This window comes from Streptomyces sp. NPDC057253 (assembly GCF_042669125.1).
In the GTDB taxonomy this organism is placed as follows: Bacteria; Actinomycetota; Actinomycetes; order Streptomycetales; family Streptomycetaceae; genus Streptomyces.
Genome location: NZ_JBHUXV010000048.1, coordinates 1 through 18,165, shown reverse-complemented (window position 1 = coordinate 18,165; position 18,165 = coordinate 1). Strand labels below are relative to the sequence as shown.

22 protein-coding genes and 2 pseudogenes are annotated in these 18,165 nt (G+C 66.3%); 9 read left to right on the top strand and 15 right to left on the bottom strand.

Features of this window, described 5'->3' with window-relative positions; genetic code table 11:
• Positions 1-56: 56 nt before the first annotated feature.
• A pseudogene (locus ACFULQ_RS25235) lies at positions 57-697 on the top strand (IS5 family transposase); the annotation flags it as partial.
• Positions 698-787: 90 nt separating this feature from the next.
• Here the strand turns inward: ACFULQ_RS25235 and ACFULQ_RS25230 are convergent.
• Genes ACFULQ_RS25230 through ACFULQ_RS25220 form a run of 3 tightly spaced genes read right to left on the bottom strand, consistent with a single transcriptional unit; the run spans position 788 to position 3,754 of the window.
• Complete coding sequence (locus tag ACFULQ_RS25230) at positions 788-1,783, bottom strand: hypothetical protein (RefSeq protein ID WP_383547397.1); 996 nt, start codon at positions 1,781-1,783, stop codon at positions 788-790.
• A gap of 28 nt (positions 1,784-1,811) precedes the next feature.
• The gene (locus ACFULQ_RS25225) at positions 1,812-2,465 is read right to left on the bottom strand and encodes a class I SAM-dependent methyltransferase (RefSeq protein ID WP_383547395.1); all 654 of its coding nucleotides are present in this window, start codon (positions 2,463-2,465) and stop codon (positions 1,812-1,814) included.
• A gap of 35 nt (positions 2,466-2,500) precedes the next feature.
• Positions 2,501-3,754: an IS256 family transposase gene (locus tag ACFULQ_RS25220; protein WP_383547394.1), complete on the bottom strand. Its 1,254-nt coding sequence runs from the start codon at positions 3,752-3,754 to the stop codon at positions 2,501-2,503.
• Between the two features lie 83 nt (positions 3,755-3,837).
• Between ACFULQ_RS25220 and ACFULQ_RS25215 the strand changes: the two genes are divergently transcribed.
• Positions 3,838-4,146, top strand: coding sequence for a CHAT domain-containing protein (locus tag ACFULQ_RS25215; protein WP_383547393.1), 309 nt, complete (start codon positions 3,838-3,840; stop codon positions 4,144-4,146).
• A gap of 132 nt (positions 4,147-4,278) precedes the next feature.
• Here ACFULQ_RS25215 and ACFULQ_RS25210 read toward each other — a convergent pair whose 3' ends face one another.
• Positions 4,279-4,983 carry a hypothetical protein gene (locus ACFULQ_RS25210; RefSeq protein WP_383547391.1) on the bottom strand — a complete coding sequence of 235 codons (705 nt, stop codon included), beginning with the start codon at positions 4,981-4,983 and terminating at the stop codon, positions 4,279-4,281.
• Positions 4,984-5,027: 44 nt separating this feature from the next.
• Positions 5,028-5,484, bottom strand: a pseudogene (locus ACFULQ_RS25205) (amino acid permease); the annotation flags it as partial.
• Positions 5,485-5,959: 475 nt separating this feature from the next.
• Here ACFULQ_RS25205 and ACFULQ_RS25200 point away from each other — a divergent pair.
• On the top strand, positions 5,960-6,529 hold the full coding sequence (locus tag ACFULQ_RS25200; RefSeq protein WP_383547389.1) for a hypothetical protein: 570 nt from the start codon (positions 5,960-5,962) through the stop codon (positions 6,527-6,529).
• A 99-nt stretch (positions 6,530-6,628) separates the two neighbouring features.
• On the top strand, positions 6,629-6,775 hold the full coding sequence (locus tag ACFULQ_RS25195) for a hypothetical protein (protein WP_383547387.1): 147 nt from the start codon (positions 6,629-6,631) through the stop codon (positions 6,773-6,775).
• Between the two features lie 38 nt (positions 6,776-6,813).
• On the opposite strand, the gene ACFULQ_RS25190 is transcribed toward ACFULQ_RS25195, so the two are convergent.
• From ACFULQ_RS25190 to ACFULQ_RS25145, 10 genes are all read right to left on the bottom strand, one after another.
• A complete protein-coding gene (locus ACFULQ_RS25190) occupies positions 6,814-7,344 on the bottom strand; it encodes a hypothetical protein (protein WP_383547386.1) in 531 nt (176 codons plus the stop codon).
• 145 nt (positions 7,345-7,489) lie between these two features.
• Complete coding sequence (locus tag ACFULQ_RS25185) at positions 7,490-7,729, bottom strand: hypothetical protein (RefSeq protein ID WP_383547384.1); 240 nt, start codon at positions 7,727-7,729, stop codon at positions 7,490-7,492.
• 266 nt (positions 7,730-7,995) lie between these two features.
• Positions 7,996-8,850 (bottom strand): YwqG family protein, encoded by an 855-nt coding sequence (locus tag ACFULQ_RS25180; protein WP_383547383.1) that lies wholly within the window; start codon positions 8,848-8,850, stop codon positions 7,996-7,998.
• Between the two features lie 252 nt (positions 8,851-9,102).
• Positions 9,103-9,732: a hypothetical protein gene (locus tag ACFULQ_RS25175; RefSeq protein WP_383547382.1), complete on the bottom strand. Its 630-nt coding sequence runs from the start codon at positions 9,730-9,732 to the stop codon at positions 9,103-9,105.
• Positions 9,729-10,109 carry a hypothetical protein gene (locus ACFULQ_RS25170; RefSeq protein WP_383547380.1) on the bottom strand — a complete coding sequence of 127 codons (381 nt, stop codon included), beginning with the start codon at positions 10,107-10,109 and terminating at the stop codon, positions 9,729-9,731. The genes ACFULQ_RS25175 and ACFULQ_RS25170 overlap by 4 nt, the downstream gene beginning before the upstream one ends.
• Entirely contained in the window at positions 10,106-11,086 is a 981-nt protein-coding gene (locus tag ACFULQ_RS25165; protein WP_383547379.1) for a hypothetical protein, read from the bottom strand. Before ACFULQ_RS25165 ends, ACFULQ_RS25170 begins: the two co-directional genes overlap by 4 nt.
• A gap of 262 nt (positions 11,087-11,348) precedes the next feature.
• Complete coding sequence (locus ACFULQ_RS25160) at positions 11,349-12,218, bottom strand: GNAT family N-acetyltransferase (RefSeq protein WP_383547377.1); 870 nt, start codon at positions 12,216-12,218, stop codon at positions 11,349-11,351.
• A gap of 83 nt (positions 12,219-12,301) precedes the next feature.
• On the bottom strand, positions 12,302-12,469 hold the full coding sequence (locus ACFULQ_RS25155; RefSeq protein ID WP_383547376.1) for a hypothetical protein: 168 nt from the start codon (positions 12,467-12,469) through the stop codon (positions 12,302-12,304).
• Complete coding sequence (locus ACFULQ_RS25150) at positions 12,466-13,593, bottom strand: radical SAM protein (RefSeq protein ID WP_383547374.1); 1,128 nt, start codon at positions 13,591-13,593, stop codon at positions 12,466-12,468. Before ACFULQ_RS25150 ends, ACFULQ_RS25155 begins: the two co-directional genes overlap by 4 nt.
• A gap of 440 nt (positions 13,594-14,033) precedes the next feature.
• A complete protein-coding gene (locus ACFULQ_RS25145) occupies positions 14,034-14,393 on the bottom strand; it encodes a hypothetical protein (protein WP_383547372.1) in 360 nt (119 codons plus the stop codon).
• A 192-nt stretch (positions 14,394-14,585) separates the two neighbouring features.
• Between ACFULQ_RS25145 and ACFULQ_RS25140 the strand changes: the two genes are divergently transcribed.
• The 5 genes from ACFULQ_RS25140 to ACFULQ_RS25120 are packed head-to-tail and all read left to right on the top strand — an operon-like array spanning position 14,586 to position 17,882.
• Positions 14,586-15,005: a hypothetical protein gene (locus ACFULQ_RS25140; protein WP_383547370.1), complete on the top strand. Its 420-nt coding sequence runs from the start codon at positions 14,586-14,588 to the stop codon at positions 15,003-15,005.
• On the top strand, positions 14,965-15,489 hold the full coding sequence (locus tag ACFULQ_RS25135; protein WP_383547369.1) for a DUF6879 family protein: 525 nt from the start codon (positions 14,965-14,967) through the stop codon (positions 15,487-15,489). The genes ACFULQ_RS25140 and ACFULQ_RS25135 overlap by 41 nt, the downstream gene beginning before the upstream one ends.
• Before the next feature lie 7 nt (positions 15,490-15,496).
• Entirely contained in the window at positions 15,497-16,351 is an 855-nt protein-coding gene (locus tag ACFULQ_RS25130) for a helix-turn-helix domain-containing protein (RefSeq protein ID WP_383547367.1), read from the top strand.
• Between the two features lie 9 nt (positions 16,352-16,360).
• On the top strand, positions 16,361-16,600 hold the full coding sequence (locus ACFULQ_RS25125) for a DUF397 domain-containing protein (RefSeq protein WP_383547366.1): 240 nt from the start codon (positions 16,361-16,363) through the stop codon (positions 16,598-16,600).
• On the top strand, positions 16,590-17,882 hold the full coding sequence (locus ACFULQ_RS25120; RefSeq protein WP_383547365.1) for an IS256 family transposase: 1,293 nt from the start codon (positions 16,590-16,592) through the stop codon (positions 17,880-17,882). The genes ACFULQ_RS25125 and ACFULQ_RS25120 overlap by 11 nt, the downstream gene beginning before the upstream one ends.
• Positions 17,883-18,165: the final 283 nt, after the last annotated feature.

Genomic DNA, 18,165 nt, shown 5'->3' with positions numbered 1-18,165 from the left:
CTGATCAGCACCGAAATGCGCGAGATCCTGGTCGACAACATGCGCGCCAACTTCCCCCAACTGACCGCGGCTTCGGCTCGGGCATGACCTGTTGGCGGCGTCTTGCGGCCTGGAACGAGGCCGGCGTGTGGGACCAACTGCACCAGCTGCTGCTGAACAAGCTGCGGTCGAAGAACCAGCTGGACTGGTCGCGGGCGGTGATCGACTCTTCCCACGTCCGGGCCGCCCGCCGGGGCCCAAAAGCGGACCCAGCCCGGTCGACCGTGCACGACCGGGCAGCAAGCACCACATCATCACCGACGGCCAGGGCATCCCGCTCGCGGTGTCGCTGACCGGCGGCAACCGCAACGACATCACCCCACTGCTGCCCCTGCTGGACAAGATCCCGCCCGTGGCCGGCGTCGTCGGCCGACCCCGCAGACGGCCCGACATGCTCTTCGCCGACCGCGGCTACGACCACGACAAGTACCGCCGGCTCTTGCGGCAGCGTGGCATCCGGCCCGCGATCGCCGAACGCGGCCAGCCGCACGGCACCGGCCTGGGCACGTTCCGGTGGGTTGGCGAGCAAACGATCTCCTGGCTACACGGCTTCCGCCGCCTGCGCATCCGCTGGGAACGACGCGACGACATCCACGAGGCCTTCCTCGGCCTCGCTGTCTGCCCGATCACCCACCGGCACGTCCAGAGGCTTTGTTAGGGCCAGTTATGAGAGGTGAGACACCCCCGTGGCTTGTTCCGGCGAGGGCGTCTGCATTCGAGGCTGGCGGTCTTTCAGGACGTCAGCTCTTTAGGGCTGATACGTCGCGTGGGCGGGTTCCACGGCTTGAGCCTTGCGCGCGGCGGCGAAGACAGCTCTGCGGGCACTGAACGGGTCGTGGGTCGAGGGCAGCCATGGGTGGGCCGTCAGGGCGGAGGCCAGTCGCCTGCACTCTTCCTGGGCTGCGAGCCACTGCTCTCGTCGTACGTGCGTGATGTCGAATCGTCCCGCCGCGATGTCCGCTCCTGCCGGGAGGGTGTCGGCGAGTGTCGCAAGGTGCTGTAGGGCGGAGTCCAACGCTAGCCTCGCCGCAACTACGTCGCCCGGAATCTCCCAGCCGTCCACGTTCCACGTGGACCTGTACTCCGGTGGCGGCTCCTTCGACAGCCAGTCGGAGGCATCGATGGGATCGCCACTGTCGCGGGGCCGCGCGAGTTCCGCACGTATCCCGCTGTCCTCGCCGTAGTGGCACTGCAGGTCGGGCGGGAGCGGCTCGGCGGGCAGGAGAGCGGTGGCCGAGTCGGCAGCCGACGCTGGCAGATAGGGATCCGATTCCGGACGGCCCTGCAGGAACTCCGCCTTGTCCGACGGCTTCACCCACATGTGCCATCCACGCCGCCGCCCTGTGCGCGCTCGCATGAACAGCGTCACAAGCTCGCCCGTGGCGGTCATGCGCACCATGTCGTCGTAGTGCGCCTGCGTCGGTTCCCACGTGGCGTGCCAGCCGCCACACCGAGTACCCGTCCTGGGGCATTCGCGCTGAGTGCTCCAGTCACAGCGGACCATGCGCAACGCCTTCACGCCTCCTCGTACGCGCAAGGCGTCCCGACTGCCCACGTCCTGCCATCGCTGGATGTTCAGCCTGGCCCAAGGGGCCCGATCAATGGCGAGCGAGTTCTCGTTTGTCACGAGCCACAGTGGTGTAAGGCCGTCGTTCACCGCGGTGCGGGTCCTGCTGTCCACAGAGCCACTCGCGATCGGCGAGATCTGGATCTCGTAGCCGATCTTCTTTCCGCTGGGAGTCATTGTCAATACCTGTGGATCTCAGCTGCGCTCACGTCACGGTGGGCTTGCGGGCGAGTATCTGGATCCCTGCTGATTCATGCCCGTTCATGGTGGCCACCGTGATGGTCCGGGTGTCGACGGTTTCGAACCCGGTCAGCAGGGTGGAGAGCCACTCGCGGGAGTGATGGCGGCAGACGGCGCCGTCGCCGGTTTCGAACACGCCGTAGGCGCCGTAGTGGTGGGCATAGCGGCTGTAGCGGCTGCGGTTGCTTTCGTCGTCTTGCAACAGTAGATCGCTGATGTAGAGGATTCCGCCGGGCTTGAGGATGCGGTTCAGCTCGGCGATCAACCGGCGCTGGGCTTCATCGCCGGGGACGCAGGTCAGCACGGCAAAGAGCAGGACCGCGTCGAAGCCGGCGTCCGGGTAAGGCGAGAGCGGCGGTGCATCCAGGGCTGCAAAGCGCATGGTGGGATGCAGGTAGCGTGCCCGTTTGATCATTCCTGGCGAGATGTCGGCGCCCGTGAGGTTGTCGAAGCCGTGCTGTTCGAGCTCCTCCATGACGCGGCCGTAGCCGCATCCGTAGTCGAGGATCGCGGCGTGCCTGCTGATCCCGTCGAGCCAGGACAGATGGAGCGGGTGGGTGAACGTCTTCGTGGCCGCGGCGGCGTCCCAGTAGGGAACCTGGCTGTCGAGGTCGGACATGGCGGATGCCTCCCTGGGGGCGTGGCTGGAGCCGGTCATGCTGCCACGGCGGTGGGACGCTCGACGAGCTGGCCGCGCTCGAAGCGGGCACCTGCCCGGACAAGAGCAACCAGGTGAGGCGCGTTCACGGCCCGCCACCGCTGCTGGGCGGACTCCACCAGCTTGAAGACCATCGCCAGGGCGGCGGTGCGGGAGCCGGCCCCGCGGGTGACCTTGGTCCGCAGGCGGACGGTGGAGAACGTGGACTCGATGGGGTTCGTGGTGCGCAGGTGGATCCAGTGCTCGGCGGGGTAGTTGTAAAACGCCAGCAGCTGCTCCTGGTCGTCGGTGATCTTCTTGACGGCCTTGGGGAACTTCGCGCCGTAGAGCTTCTCGAACGTCTTGACCGCCGCCGCGGCGTGGTCGCGGTCCTCGGCGTTGTAAATGTCCTGGATCGCTTTCTTCGCTCCGGGCTGCGCGGACTTCGGCATGGAGTCGAGGACGTTGGCCGTTTTATGAACCCAGCACCGCTGCTCGCGGGTAGCGGGGAACACCTCGGCCAGGGCCTTCCAGAAGCCAAGAGCGCCGTCACCGACCGCCAGGACGGGGGCGCGCATGCCCCGGCGGGCGCAGTCGCGCATCAAGTCGGCCCACGATTCTGCCGATTCGCGGTAGCCGTCGGCGAGGGCGACCAGTTCCTTGGAACCGTCGGCTCGGACCCCTATAAGGACCAGGACGCAGGCTTTGGCCTCCTCCAAGCGGATGTTGAGGTGGATGCCGTCGGCCCACACGTACACATAGTCGACCTGGGACAGGTCACGGTCCATGAAGGCGGTGTGGTCGGCCTGCCACTGCTGGGTGAGCCGGGTGACCGTGGCCGGCGAGAGCCCGGCAGCGCTGCCGAGGAACTGCTCCAAGGCCGGGACGAAGTCCCCCGAGGAGAGGCCGTGCAGGTAGAGCAATGGCAGCACCTCGCTGATCTTCGGGGACTTGCGGCACCACGGCGGCAGGATTGCCGAGCTGAATCGCTTGCGCTCGCCTGTCTCCTCATCCACACGCTTGTCGTTCACCCGCGGGGCCTTCACCTCGACCGTCGCGGCCGCGGTGGTGACCCTCCTGGGCTGGTGGTAGCCGTTGCGCACCACGAGCCGCCGGCCGGTGTCGTCGCGCTGGTCGGCCAGCTCGGCTATGTACGCGTTGACTTCGGCCTCCAGGGCCGCCGCGAGCATCCGCCGGGCGCCCTCTCGGACGATCTCGTCGATCGAGGAGCCTTTCGGCGTGGAGCCGTCGTCGTTGACTACGCTGAGCACGAGCGTGCCTTCCCGACCGGTGCTGCGAACACCGGCCTACTCGATGACCATCAGTCGATCACTCGGGAAGGTACGCCCTTCGCGTGCTCCCCGAGCTCGATCCACAGGTCTTGAGCATGGCTCTCGCCGCACTGTGGGAGACGTCAGACGATTCGAGCGCCGTCTTCTTCGACTGCTTCTATGATGCTCTAGCCCGTGGCTTCACAGTAGGCGCCTCACTCACCTACGCCCAGCAGGAGATCTCCCGGGAACCCCATGGTTTCGAACTACCTGTGGACTGGGCCCCGTTCGTCCTGATCGGCAACCCCGATACGACACTGACAGGGGAGCCGCCGCAGGCGCCGCTCCGCACCTCGCACGGCGGACAGACGATATGGATCCGCGGGGGCTGATCAACCGATCACCGGCCCGAAGCGGCAGCCAAACAACGGGACTCCTCGACGATCATCAGTCTTGGCGGACCACCTGATCAATCGACGGCCACGACAGCATCGCCGCCAGCGACATCTACAGCCTCGGACAACTCATCGGCTGGATCTTGTCCACTCCCAGACCATCCGAGCCAGGACGTCCTCGTCGTACCGGATGGTCAAGGGCCGTGCGGAGACTGGGCAGTTCGGTGCGACGGCCCGGGCCGGGCCACGTGTGGTGATGGGCAGCGGCTGTTCCACGTGCCACAGCTCGATCGTCTCCATCACCGCCGAGAGCGCCGCGAGGAGGTCGGTGGCGCCTTGCCCTGCGATCCGCTCAGTGTCCGGGATGCGGGCCGGATCGCGGTCCACACCGGAAGCCCGATGCAATCCAGGCTGGTCAGTCTCGCGACCCTGGTGATCCCGAACGCGGTGAGGAAGGGAGTCACGGCCTGCCAGGTTTCTTCCGGGAAGCAGGCTCGCACCGTGCCCCGTAGCGCAAGCATGTCGAAATGGCGCACTGCTGAACTCCTCCTCCGTGTGGCTGTTCCTCTCTTCGAGGTAGCCGGGGACCAGTCGCTTCGCTGTCTCGATGGCGTGTGCCGCGGAGACCAACCCGCGCGCCGAGGCCTCGGCATCCAACCGATCGGCGGGCCATCCCCACACCTCCAGGAGCATCCGGCGGGAGAGATCGCCGCGTACGGCGTCGGTGCAGAAAGGGGGCCGGCTGCGGTGGGCCAGCGCGATCGCCTCGGAATACCGGGCGACTGAGCGGCGGTCCTCGGGTGTTTCCCGGGTGAGCAGCAGGGCCACGGTCACCCTGTCCCGAGGGTCGACCGGTGGGCGGAAGACGCTGTGGGCGGGAAGCCGAGCAGAATGAGCAGTTCGATGCCGGACATGATCATCTGGGCGTGGACCGTCAGTCGCGCCCCCATGAGCACGACGACGAGCATCACCAGGAACCAGGCCGCGCCGACCGCGGTCGCCAGTGCGGTCTTCTCGGCCATATCCGGGGCGAAAGGGACAACGTCATGCTGCCCGCCGGCAGCGACCCCCCACGACCATGAAGATCGTGGCCGAGACCATCAGCACCCAGCCACTGAGGAACCCCAGGGAGGGGTGGAGGGCGCGGGCCACCCAGGAGTAGCTGGCGCCGGCGTTGATGTCCAGCCGCCCCAGGTAGGCGAACGCCCAAGCGATGCCGAACATCGGTATCGCGCAGTAGAGCAGCGCGGCAGGGGCGGCGAAGCCGACCGTGCCGACGAGCACCGCAGTGGTCACCGCGAGCGAGTACGCGGGGGCACTGCCCGCCACGGCCATGACGATGCCTTCGAAAGTGCCCAGGACGTTCGCCCGGAGCCCTTTGGGTCTACTCACGCGGTTCAGCGGTGCCCTACGACACAGCTGCTGTTTGTTGGTGCCCCGACAGGAGCGGGGGCCAGCCCCCGCACGGTCACTGGGCTGGCCGGAGTGCCCCGTGGCCTACTGGAAGATGGCGGTGGAGTCGAGGAGTTGAGGGCTTTACTCAGTCGACAACTCATCCACCACGGCGGGTTCAGCTTGGTCCGTCGATCGCCGGTCGTCAGACGTGATCGGCACAGTAGACCGCCCCATCGGCAAAAACGCCCGCGGCACCCTCCCGCTGCGATTTTGCGTGTTGGATTACGCAGTTGATCGAAGACGGCCGTGACCTCACGCGTACGCATCCCGGGAAGACGTCGGTGAACCACGCAATCGCATACCTGACTCGTGATCTGGACGCCGTGCTCATTTCTCTCTGGGCTAGCCTCACCGCATGCCTCTCACCGTTGATCAATTGGTCGGGTACGTGAATCGGGATCTGGACGCCGACCTGGCGCGCTGGTTCCCCGACGAGCCGCGGGTCGACATCGCGGCGTCGACCCGTCCGGTCGAACCGTTCCTCGCCAGGCTTCCGCGTGACGCCGCGACGGCGTTGGCGGGCTTCGACCGCAGGGTCCGATCGGGAACCATGCCAGCAGGGTTTCTTGATATATACGACTGGTCGTACGGCTTCGACTTCGCGGCCAACGAGTGCCAGATCCTCGACTCCGACTATGAGACGGAGCTTTCCGATGACGATGTGTGGTCCCTCGGCGCCGACGGAGGAGGCAACTACTACGTCGTGCTGGCCAACGGCCGGGTCGGGGTGTGGTTCCACGAGGAGGAGGTCATAGAGGCCGAGACGCAGTTCGACAACCTCGACGTTTTCCTGTGGTCGGTCGTCCGATACCGCGCCGTGCGCGCCGGCGCCCTCGACCTGGCAGCGGTCGAGGCCGACTTCCGCGCCCTCGGGCAGCCTGGAATGCTGGCGGGAGGGACCGGGCTCCTCGCCTCACTTTCGTGACGCCGGGGCCCGGCAATCGGCAGCGTCGGTTGGGCACCTCGAACACGGGGCGGGCACTCAAGGGCGCGTGCTGATTTGACGTTCCGACTCCGATCCGCCTTGACCGGCTTCGAACACGGCATCTGGTCGCTGGAGACGGCCGTCGTGGTCGGCCGGCCCGTCGCCGTCACCTGCGGCCACGACAAGACAGTGCGGGTATGGGACCTGACCGGGCTCAGGGCGCCCGTCCGCGGACACACGAGTTGAACACCCCGCTGTCGCCGGACCGGCAACAGCGGGGCGAACTAGGCCCACAACGCCTTGTGTTCATCGAGTCGGCGATGCGGGCGACGGTGCAGGCCAGCGCGGTGGCCACGGGCGGGACGTGGGCTTTCGCCAAGCCGCGGTAGCCGGTGTTGCGCAGGCTGCGGGCGCGGACATTCTGCGAGAGGGTGGCTTCGATATCGGCAACACACAAGGCACCCGAGGCGGGGAAGATCGGATCGCGACCAGCTGTCTCGCTCGTGGTAGTCGGCGTACTGGGCCGAGTACTCCTCGACGCGGAAGCCCTCGAAATCGCCCGCCTCTTCGGACTCAAGCAGCCGCTGTTGGGCCGCCTTCGCTTCCGGTGTACGAAGGAGCGAGAGGTATGCCTTTGTCTCGGCGAGTCCCTGTCCGCACAGCAGCTGGACATCGATCGAGCACGCGGCGTCCATACTCGCGGTCTTCGCGATCCAGATGAGGAGTACGTCATCGATGACGCCGGTATTGAACAATTGGACGCAGCAGAGCCTCATCAGTTCCCGTGCCGCCCGCGCCTTGAGAGCGTCGCTCACGCTCCGTCTGACCTCTCAGCAGTTCGCGCACTTCGATGCCCGACGGAGCGATCATTCACCGTTCACATGTGGCCGCCGGGTCGTCGTAGGCGTCGAGCGGCCACACCTGGCGAGCCACCCCGACTGGGTGCCGCCCCGCCCTTTGTCAGCAGGACGGGGCAGGACGCAGCGATTCGATCCAGGACGCGAAATCCGCGGACACGACGTCGAAGTCCGCAGGCTCCAGATCGCCCAGACCGGAGGAGAAGACGGCGGAGTCCGGGTCATCGGCACGCAGGAGGAATCCTCGGCCACCACCGTCATCGCCGACGAGGAGGAAACCTGGCGCGTATCGCACGACTTCGTAAGTGGCGTTGCGTTCACCGATGTCACCCGCCGAGTACACCGCGACACCGGACTCTGTGAGAAGGCCGTCCCTCATACTCCACAGTGCCACCAACGGAGCTGGAAGGCTCATCGCCGTCTCTGCCCGTGCCCGCATCACATCAGTCGGCGTTGCCGCCGCCCTCGAAACCGACCCCGGCACCCTGGACCCCTCCCAACAGACTCCGGCCGCCCTGACCAGCAGCGGCACAGCCCCCAGGGCCGCTCCGAAGCAGACCACTGAAACTGAGCAGGTGGCGGCCCCAACATGATCACGATTTACGGTTACTATCCCTGCACGATGAGCCGTGCCTCGTCGAATCGGTGGGCGGCGAGGTCTTCGGAGCGGATGAGCCAATAGAGGGCGCCCTCCTCGCCCCAGGTCATCTTCGCGTCGCTGTCGCTGCCGAACTGGGCAAGCAGAACCCAGCGTTCGGCTTCCTGGTCCAGCGGTCGGTCGCCCAGTGTGTGCATGCCGCCGAGCGTCGCGTTCGCGATCTCGTACTCCACCGGGCCCTGGACGGGCACGCCGTGGCCGCCGATCTGGTGGCCGATACGGGTACGCAGCTGCCCGAAGGCGCGGACGAACGGTTTGAGCTCGGCCGGGGTGTCGCGGGGGTGGGGCCAGTGCCGGGTGTCGCCGAGCAGTGCGCGCCGGGCCTGGGGCAGCCACAAGTCCGGGGCGCTTTGGCCGGGGTCCGCACTGAGTTCCACGCGTGGGAATGCCTCCAGGGCAGGGGGAGTGTCTGTCGGCAGGACGGGGGTGTTCTCCGGGATGTACAGCACCTGGGCACCTGCCCAGGTTTCGGGGTCGTCGACGGACACGAAGGCGTGTTCGTCCACCTGGCCTTCGAAGTAGAAGAAGAGCAGGGTTCCGTCCTGGGGGAACTCCGTGGCAAGTTCGTCTCGGGGCAGTGCGGCACACCGCACTGAAGCGACGAAGGACAAAGGGCCATACCCGGGCCACTCGGGCCAGGCGACCCCAGCCGGAAGCGCCGGGGCCCCACCGAGGACAGCCACGATCTGCTCGTCGGCTTCGGCCTGGCGCAGGCGTGCGCACAGGCGCAGGAGAGCCGTCCACCGCTGAACGAGATCGCCGGGAAGATGTTGGGCAGCAAGCCGGGAGTATCGCTCATCAGTCATGACATCCATCATTTCCGGCCCCGCTGACACCCCCCTGAACCCGGGACCCTCACCACAGGATTACGTAGCCGGATACGTGGTTCCCCCCAGCCCCCAGCAGGCGGGACGATCCACAGTCCGCCCTCTGCCACACCCAATCAACCCATGCGGCTTTCCACTTCGGCGAGCGGGTGCCGTCCAGTTCGGCTGTTGGTGGCCTGCCGTGCAGCAGCCTCTCACTTACATGGGGTCACCGTGCCGGCTGTGTCGGCCTCACGCCGGTTTGAGTGGAAGTCCTGAACGCTCGCGCAGCGATTCGAGTGCGCTGGGCGAAACCGCCGCGATGCGCAGCGTCGAGGTGTTGTAGGAGTCGCCGATGAGTGTGATCGCTTTCTCCGCGAGGGTGCGGGGGGCGCCAGAGGACTCGATGGAGGTGCGGGCTATCGCGGCGAGTTGGTGGTCCGTGAGGGCGAGAGTCGTGCGGGCTGTCGCGTACTCTTCCAGCAAGCCGGGGCCGAACAAGAGAGGGTCGTCGGCGTTGAGGGTGCAGCGGACGCCGGCATGTAGCAGCTTCGGGAGGGGATGGGCAGAGAGGGATTCCACGACGCCGAGGGCGACGTTGGATGTGGGGCAGACGTCGAGGACCACGCCTTGTGCAGCCAGGCGGGCCAGGAGCGAGGGGTCATCGACTGCCCGTATCCCGTGGGCAATGCGTTGCGCGCCGAGCGCGTCGAGTGCGGAGCGTACGCTGGCTGGACCGGCGAGTTCCCCTGCGTGCGGGGCGGATATCAGCCCGGCGTCACGGGCGATGGTGAATGCCTCGGCAAACGGCTCCGGGGAACGAGGCTTTCGCCAAAGCGCACATGTTCTGGCCAACGTGTGCGAGGTGGCGCCGAAAGTCAACAGGTTCCAGATGGAGACTCCGTGCTGCTGACGACTGCGGCGGTTATCAGCGCCACCAAGTTGTCGGTCCAGCAGTCCGATTCCTTGGTGGCAACCTCGGCGCCGCAATCTGCGCAGACGAGGTTGGGACCGTCCTGGCCGTGAAGTCCGCAGCAGCCGCCACGACGTCCTGAGTCGGGATGCAGAGCGGTGCCTGGCACGTCGTCAGGATGCAGGATGAACAGCGTGGCGTCGTAGTGGATCGCATAGGTGCCCTGCGGCACCCGCGGGTCGGCGATGCGATGGCCGGACTGGTGATCGCTGGCCGGGGCGGCCTGTGATTCCTGCAGATCGCAGGTGAGAGGGTGCTCGCAGTTCGCGCAGGTAAAGAGGGTCACCGGGACATTGTGCCGGTCACGCAGTGCCTGACCCCGGTGCGTTCTCCTTGCGCTGCGCGAGCCGACCGGCGTCGACGTGATCGGCGAGGTAGATCATGACGCCTTCGGGGTCCATGCCGAGCGCTGTGGGATCGAGGGTGTTCACCAGGTCGGCAAGTCGGGTGCTCCGCAGGGTTCGGGGTGGGATGCTGCAAGGGTCCAGGAGGTGGCTGAGAGGTCTTGGTGATCCGGGTGACGATCACGTAGGGGTTGTCGGTGCCCCAGTTCGCGCGGTGGGCCAGCCAGCGTTGCAGCGTCGACCAGCTGACGGGGCGCATGGGCACCGGATGCGGCCGTTTGCCCAGGCGGATGGTGCCGTTGGTGGGATCGAGGTCGTCCAGGCGCAGGAGCCGGACCTCGCTGCTGGAGGCCGCGTGGAGGAGGACCAGGATTCCGAGTAGCGCCTCATGAGGGTGCGCGTCGGTGGTGGTCCAGCGGCGGAACAGTTGTCGCTGCTGGTCGACGGCGACGGTGGTGCCACTGAACCCCGACGGGCCCTTGGCCTTGACTCCCAGCGTGGGGTCGATGAGCACGATCTTGTGGGAGCGGGCGAAGCGGAAGTACTGCCGCAGCACGATCAGTCCACGTTGACGGGCCTTGGTCATGGCCGCACGGAAGGCTTCGACATCGTGGACGTCGGTCAGGGCCCAGTCCTGCTTGTTGCGCGTGCCGGTCAGGAAGCGGGCGAGGTCACGGACGATGGCCAGAGCTGTTTCGATGGTGCTGTCGGTGCGAGGCAGAGTGCCGGCCTTCCTGGCGCACTCGCGTGCTCGCGGCATGGACTCGGCGAACGCCTGCACCGGCGTTCGCAACGGGAGCGGGATGGCGTCGATGCGGCATCGTCGGCGTCCGGCGGCGAGCCGTTGCGCCTGATCGGTGGGAAGGGCGAGGCCGTGCTGAGTAAGGAAGGCTTCGAGTGCGCGAGCGAGGGAGCCCATCAGTTGGTGACGGGCCCCGGCACCTTCGGCGCGCTTCCTGACCCCCGCCTCGTGCAGCGTGGCGACGGCCGTCGATCCTGGTCTGCCACGGCACTGCCCACTCCTGGACCAGGTGTGTGAGATGGCTCCGGGAGATCCCCGTGAACAGCCGATGTGCCAGCACTGCCCGATTGACCATGATCGCCATCTCCGGATCATGCCATCGATCAGGCACGACGCCTCACCCTCTATCACGCACCAACTCGTAGGGCTTGGACGCAGATCAGGCGGCCTGCCAGTACGTGAAGCCGAGCGACGTCAGCCCCTCGGAGCGGCATAGATGATCTGAGGCGCCTGCGACCTCGGTCTGGAGAAGCTGGTACGCGGCTCCGTGGTTTTGTCCCCAGTGCATCGCGGCGCGCCACATCAGGCGTCCCAGTCCCTTGCCGCGGTGCTCGGAAAGGATGCCGAAGTACTGCGGCATCAGCTGAGGGACGCCGATCGCGTCGGGTCTGACCTCCATAGGGCCGATGGCGCCGGCCACCCGGCCCTTCACGACGGCTGTCAGGACGGGGCCGACCGTTGCGGCCTGCATCTGCTGGTGGAGGAAGGCGAAGCCGTGGGCGGCCATCCGTTCGGCGAAGCCGGCGAAGGTGTCTCGTACGCCGGCCGGCCACTCATGGAAGAGACGGACAGGGCCATCAGGAGCCGGGCAGACGGCCGTCTTGAAGTCCTGGAGCTGGATGCGCGTACCGCGCCCGTCCGGAGACTCCGGACCGAGGAAGCGCACGATCCGTGCCGTCGCTGCCCCATGTTCGGCGGCTAGCTTGTGGGCCAGCTCGGTCGCCGCGAGAGCGCTGCCGGGCTCAATGCCGTAGAGGTGGACCTTGACGACGCCAGCGCCGCGTCGGGACAGCGTGGGAATGAGCGTCTCGCCGGGTTGGTGGGCGATGTCCTGGACAAGGACGGTCTCGTCCTTGCTGTCGGACCAGCGGATGTCCTTGTCGTAGCGCAGGAACCAGCGCTCGGTGGAGGCCGCGATCAGGGTGTCCGTGAACAGGTCCTCGGTCAAGACGGACGGATGGACCGGTCCGATGGTTGGCACGTAGGGCGCCAGCAGCACTGGACGAAGCCAGTCCCAGCGGAATCGCATGTGCTTAGGGTACTCATCTCGTACTCGAAGGCTCAGGTCCTGACGCGATTGCGTCAGGACCTGAGCACTGGTGACCGGAAGGGTCAGTTCGGGTTGTCGTCGCCGGCCGCGCAGGAGCAGGCGCTGGCCTCCATCAGGGCATCGGCGTTTGTTTCGATGACGACCGCCGTGGTCGCGACGAGCGTGGCGGACACGGTCGGGCGGACGACCGGCGGGCGGCTGGTGAGGATCTCGACGGGTACGGGACTCATGCGTGCACCATCTCCTTGGTGTCTGCGTGCTGGCAGTAGGTGTTCAGCGGTGCCTTCGCCTCCTGGTAGACCTTGGCGAGCGGTCGGCACACCCGGCAGGAGCCGGAGAGCGAGCAGCCCGAGCAGCCACCGGTGCGAAGCATCAGCCGGTCGGAGATGGCTCCGAGTCGGCGAAGTCCCTCGAGGCCTTCGGCCATGAGGTCGATCTGGTCATCGCGGCCGATCTTGCAGATCGAGACCTTGGCGTGGGGGTCGGCGTGGAAGAAGGTGACGCCGGCGTTGCAGCCCTGGAAGACCGGTCGCTTACGCAGGTGCTCCGTGGACTGGACGAGCAGGGGCTCGCCGGTGCCGGAGAAGGTCGGCTGCATGTTGGTGTAGACGTGGTGATCGAGACCCCAGCTTTGGACGAGGGCCACCATGGCGTCGACCTCGTGAGCGTTGTCCTCGGTGACCACGACGGAGGCCCGCAGGGGCAGACCGGCGTTGCGGGCCGCGACCATGCCCTTCTGGAAGTTCTTCCAGGCGCCCCTGCGCTGGGTGAGTTCGTCGAACGACTCCTCCGTGGCGCCGTACATGCTGACGACGACGCGATACGGCGGGCAGTCACGGAACAGTCGCAGCAGCTCGGGCCTCCACAGACGCGAGGCGTTGGTGGAGACCGTGAGCATCATGCCCTGGCGGTAGGCGTACCGGTACGCGCCCTCGAAGTCGGGGTCGACCGTGGGTTCACCGCCCGTCATCTGCAGCCACAGCACCCCGGCATCGCGGAAGGTGTCGATGAGCTTGACCTTGTCTTCCCAGCTGAGGCCAGCCAGAGGGCGCTCGCCGAGGTAGCAGTGCTTGCAGCCGAAGTTGCAGTAGAGGTTGATCTCCCAACTCGCCCGGGCAAATCCGAACTCGGTCGGTGCGCGTACCAAAAGCGCCGAACCGGCGTTCTGACCGTCCAAGTCAAGGCCCCAGGCTTCGGCGGCGGTGGTCGCCAGCCAGTCAGGTACGTGGTCGTCCGTCTGGGCACAGTGCTGTATGTCCTCGTAGCGCTCGGCCGGCAAGCGCACACAGGTGGCACTGCCGGGCCGGACAACCAGGTAGCCGTCCAAGAACGGGCTGACGATCAGCTGGTGCATCCAATACCTCCTGGGGCTCAAGCCCCACCCCGGCTCGCACAGGGGAACCAAGCCGGAGTGGGAGCTACACGGCAGGACGCGCGTCCCGCCGCTGGTTGTAGGAGCAAACGACGTGGCGACACCACGCGCAGCGGTCGCCACACGCGAAGGCGGGGGTTGACAGGCCGCCTACCGCGACTGGGCCTATGAAGATCACGAGCTGATCGGGGCGACGGCAGAGCAGACATGTGCCCTGGACCCACTGGCGAGGGGTCATGCCCCGGCCTGGATGCGCTCCTGGCGAGTCCGTGTCACAACGAGCTGGTCTGGGTTGTCGGCTGGCCACTCGGAACGAGCCGCGGCCCGGAGGATGGGCACGCCGTGGTTGACGTCCGTCACGATCGCTCGGCATCCGGGCTGGTACTCGACCTCGTCACCCACGCCAGGCAGCCTTCTGTCAGTCATCGTGGCACCCCGCCGTTTCTCTCGGCGTAGACCCACATCAGGCGCCGGGTGAGGTTGGCTACGTCGCGCATGAAGAAGAAGGCCGCGAAACTCGGCGTCTGTCTGCCGGGGCGGTTGGTCAGCTCCAACAGCTTGTACGCCTGGCGGAACAGGTCCATGGCTTCGTCATCGTGATCAGCGCCGAGGTCTTCGGCCAGGAGCAGGCTCAGGAGACCGAGGAGCCTGGTGGTCTTGAAGTCGATGTCCTCTCGGGTCGACGTGCTCAGCTCCATCTTCAGCACGTCATCTGTGGTGTCCGAGAGCAGCTCCACATCGATGGGCAAGCTGTCGACGCCGGCCTCGGGTTCCTCGGTCACGCTCGCCACCACTCTTCTCCCCTCGACGCTGCCTGCGCGGACTTGGGTTCGAGAACGACCGTAGAGCGGCCGTCGTCCAACTCCCAAGAAGATTGCGCGAGTTTGCAGCAAGCCGATTGACGGCCTTGAACAGGCCCTCGACCATCGGGCTGTCGCGCAAACAAGCGCAAGGCAGCAGACAAGGAGAGCGCCATGAAGCTACGGTTCCTTGGTAAGAACTCCACCGTGGGCGACTGCCCCACTCTGTACGCCACGGACCAGGACACCTACCTCGTCCAGGGCTGGAAGATCTTCGCGAACGACCTGCTGATGCAGCTCGACGTCCCCGAAGGGCAGACGGCTGTAGAGGTGCCGACGGAATTGTTCGAGTTCCTGAAGGAGGACGGACTGACGGCCGGCGAGTTCAAGCGGCTCGAGGACCCAATCATGATCCTCACGCCCGGCGGCACCTACGTCGTCCAGGGCGCGGAGGTGACCGACCCCGAGGCCCTGTCCCAGATGGAGATTCCGGACTACGAGACCGTGGTCGAGGTCCCCAAGACCGCGATCACCACCCTACTGGAGGAACCGCGTGGAGCTGATCGCCAGCGCCAAGCGCAACCAGCTCTTTGAGACCTTCACGTCCGACGCCTTCCACCTGGAGCTGAAAGACGACTACTCCGTCCCGGACGAGGACGGCCCGTACCAGAGTTGGCTGCGCGGCGAGCCTGTCGACTACTCGTACATGGAGCCGTGGACGCAGCTCATCAAACGGGTCACCAGCGAGGGCAAGACCGTCCGACGCGTACGGGTCGTCACCGAGCCCCACTCGTCCTACATCCAGTGGGAGCACAGGGCGACCACGCACAACGAAGAGGCCGGCGAGGACATCCGGTGGCTGCCCCGTCACTTTCTTCCCGACGAGTTGGTCATCCCCATGGGCGGCAACGACTGGTGGCTGTTCGACGGCCGCCTCCTGGCCGTCGGACACTTTGACGCCGACGGCCGCGTGCTCGGCTCGGAGCTGATTGAGGCTTCCGAGGTCGTTGCCGAGTGCGTCCGCGTCCGGGACCTGCTCTGGAGCCTGGCCACCCCGCACCGCGAGTACAAGTCCTGAACCATCCGTGAGCAACCAAGCACAAGAAGCGCGCGAGGCACTGGGCGCCCGGCTGCGTGGTTTCCGGAAAGATGCCGGATTCACCAGCGGTCGGGCCCTGGCCCGCGCCCTCGGGTGGCAGGAATCGAAGGTGTCCCGACTGGAGCACGGTAAGCAGAACGCCAGTGAGCAGGACATCCGGGCCTGGTGTATGGCGACCCGGCAGGAGGAGCACATCCCTGACCTGGTAGCCACCGTGCGCCACATCGACGAGCTGTGGCTGGAGTGGCGCCGGCAGGTCCAGACGGGTGCCGCGACCAGGCAGAAGAAGTCTCTGCCTGTGTACGCCAGGACCAAGGTCTTCCGGATCTGGCACCCCAACCTGGTCTGGGGCACCTTTCAGACGGCGGACTACGCCGCCGAGATCTTCCACCAGGCGGTCCGCTTCCTCGAGTTCCCCAACGACACCGAGTCGGCGGTAGGCAAGCGCCTCGAACGTCAGCGGTACCTCTACGAGGGCAACCGGATCTACAACGTCCTCCTGGGCGAGCAAGCCCTGTACTCCAACGTCGGCGGGCCCGAGGTGATGAAAGCCCAACTCGACCGCCTACTGGCCTTGATGGGATTGCCCCGTATCAGCCTCGGCATCGTGCCTCGCGCCGCCGCTACACAGATCTGGCTCGGTCACGGCTTCTCGATGTTCGATGACAAGCTCGTCCTGGTGGAGACCTACTCGGCCGAGTTCTCCGTCACTCAGCCTCGAGAGATCGACCTGTATGCCAAGGCCTTCGCCCTGTTGAAGCAGTCATCGGTCTACGGCACCGCCGTCCGCGACCTCATCCTCAACGCCGTCCAGTACTTCGATCAGCTACCGAGCGATTAGGAGATCACCATGCAGCGCGTGGGCCCGAACTGGCGTACAAGCTCATACACCGGGACCGAGAACTGCGTAGAAGTGGCCGACAACACCACGACGAGAGTGATGGTCCGGGATACAAAGGACCGCAGCCGCGGCTTGCTGGCCGTCGAGCCGAAAAACTGGGCGGCCTTCGTCGAGTTCGTCAAGAAGAGGTGGGACTGTAAGACGTTCGGTGTAACTCCCGATCATGGAAGATGCATCGATGACCAGTGAGAACGTGTCCGAGGCCGAGGGTGGCGAGTCCGCAAGTGCAGTGTCGGCGAAGGCTGTGGACGACCAGTTGATCGACGAGTTGGTGCACCGGGCCCAGGCGGAGGGGCTGCAGCTGACTGGTGAAGGCGGTCTGCTGCAACAGTTGACCAAGCGGTTGCTGGAGTCCGCCCTGGAAGGCGAGATCACGGACCATCTCGGCTATGACAAGCACGACCCGGCCGGCAAGAACGGCGGCAACTCCCGCAACGGCAAGCGCTCCAAGACCGTGCTGACCGACGTCGGCCCGGTCGAGATATCGGTGCCGCGCGACCGGGAAGGCTCCTTCGAACCGAAGATCATCAAGAAGCGACAGAAGCGCCTGACCGGCGTCGACGAGATGGTCATCTCGCTCGCCGCGAAGGGCTTGACCACTGGCGAGGTGCAAGCCCACCTGGCCGAGGTCTATGGCGCCGAAGTCTCCCGCCAGACCATTTCGACCATCACCGACCAGGTCCTCGAGGGCATGGCCGAATGGCAGAGCCGTCCTCTCGACGCCGTCTATCCGGTGGTCTTCATCGACGCCATCCACGTGAAGATCCGCGACGGCGCGGTCGCCAACCGGCCCATCTATGTGGCCCTGGCCGTCACCACCGAGGGTCGGCGGGAGATCCTGGGGTTGTGGGCTGGCGATGGCGGCGAGGGCGCCAAGCACTGGCTGCACATCCTCACCGAGATCAAGAACCGCGGCGTCAGCGACGTGCTCATGCTGGTCTGCGACGGGTTGAAAGGCCTGCCCGAGGCGGTGGAGACGGTCTGGCCCAGGACGATCGTGCAGACCTGTGTCGTGCATCTGCTGCGGAACTCCTTCCGCTATGCCGCCCGTCAGGACTGGGACAAGATCGCGCGTCTCCTCAAGCCCGTCTACACGGCTCCGACCGAGGAGGCCGCCCTGGACCGGTTCGCGGAGTTCACCGACTCGTGGGGCAGGAAGTATCCGGCGATCGTGAAACTGTGGGAGAACGCCTGGGAGGAATTCACCCCGTTCCTGCGGTTCGACACCGAGATCCGCCGCATCGTCTGCACGACGAACGCGATCGAGTCGGTGAACGCGCGGATCCGCCGGGCGGTCAAAGCTCGCGGGCACTTCCCCAACGAGCAAGCCGCCCTGAAGTGCGTCTACATGGCGATCATGTCCCTCGATCCCACGGGCAAGGGCCAAGCCCGATGGACCATGCGCTGGAAGACCGCCCTGAACGCCTTCGACATCACCTTCGACGGCCGCCTGTCGGCGGCCCGTCAGTAATCTCAACTACCCAGTTACACCACTCGTTTGACAGTCCCGAAGAGGTAGCGGCGGGCCCGTAGGGCCGCTGCCAAAGCTCCGCAACCGCTGTTGGCCGGCAGTTATGGACGTGTCTGACACCTCGCTGCGCCTTCTTGGAGTTCCACGAGCCCTCAATCCTCACTTACCGTAGCGTCGGTGAGAGAGGCGGGCGTGCCGGTGGGGCGGGTGTCGTACTGGTCGGCCTGGTCGATGAGTTCGTTCTTCTTGCGCCGTACTTGGTCGCGGGCTTTCTCCGCCGGGA